Here is a 542-nt window from a genome sequence, read left to right as displayed (position 1 = left end):
GTAAGCGTCAAATAAAACAGTGTATAGAAAAATAACCGTCAGCCTTTTATACTAAAAGGTCAACGGTTATCGACAGAATTCTTTTACAAGAGGATTCCAAGGCAGATAATCATCCAGATATTCAGGATGTTCAAGAAAAGCACTCCTCGGCATGTCGGACAGGATATATTTTATATATTTCATCGGGGCAAGCCCATTCGCTTTCGCTGTCTCTACCAGTGTATAGATTCCTGCACTGGCTTCCGCCCCTTTCGGACTGCCGGAGAACAGCCAGTTCTTTCTGCCGATCACAAAGGGACGGATACAGTTTTCCGCAAGCGAATTACTGATGGAACAATTCCCGTCTTCCAGATAATTCCAAAAACCTTCACGGTTATTTAAGGCGTAATGAAAAGCTTTTGAAAGTTTGGATTTCGGCAGCTCTCCGATGGCACTTTTTTCTGCCCATGACCAAAAAGCCTCGAGAAGCGGTTTCTCGCGGATAAGACGTTCTTTTTTCTTCTGATCAGGAGGGAGCGCCTCCAACTCTGACTCTATGTTAA

The 542-nt window shown here is 43.9% G+C and carries 1 protein-coding gene; it reads right to left on the bottom strand.

All coding sequences use genetic code 11. From position 1 onward, the window contains the following. Nucleotides 1–66 precede the first annotated feature (66 nt). On the bottom strand, nucleotides 67–542 hold a 476-nt coding region (locus DMI82_RS19605), incomplete at its 5' end, for an IS66 family transposase (protein ID WP_146207197.1).

Origin of the sequence: Blautia sp. BCRC 81119 (assembly GCF_003184505.1) — a bacterium.
In the GTDB taxonomy this organism is placed as follows: domain Bacteria; phylum Bacillota; class Clostridia; order Lachnospirales; family Lachnospiraceae; genus Blautia_A; species Blautia_A fusiformis.
Note: the sequence above shows the minus strand (reverse complement) of the source record. Positions and strands in the feature narration are given on the sequence as shown.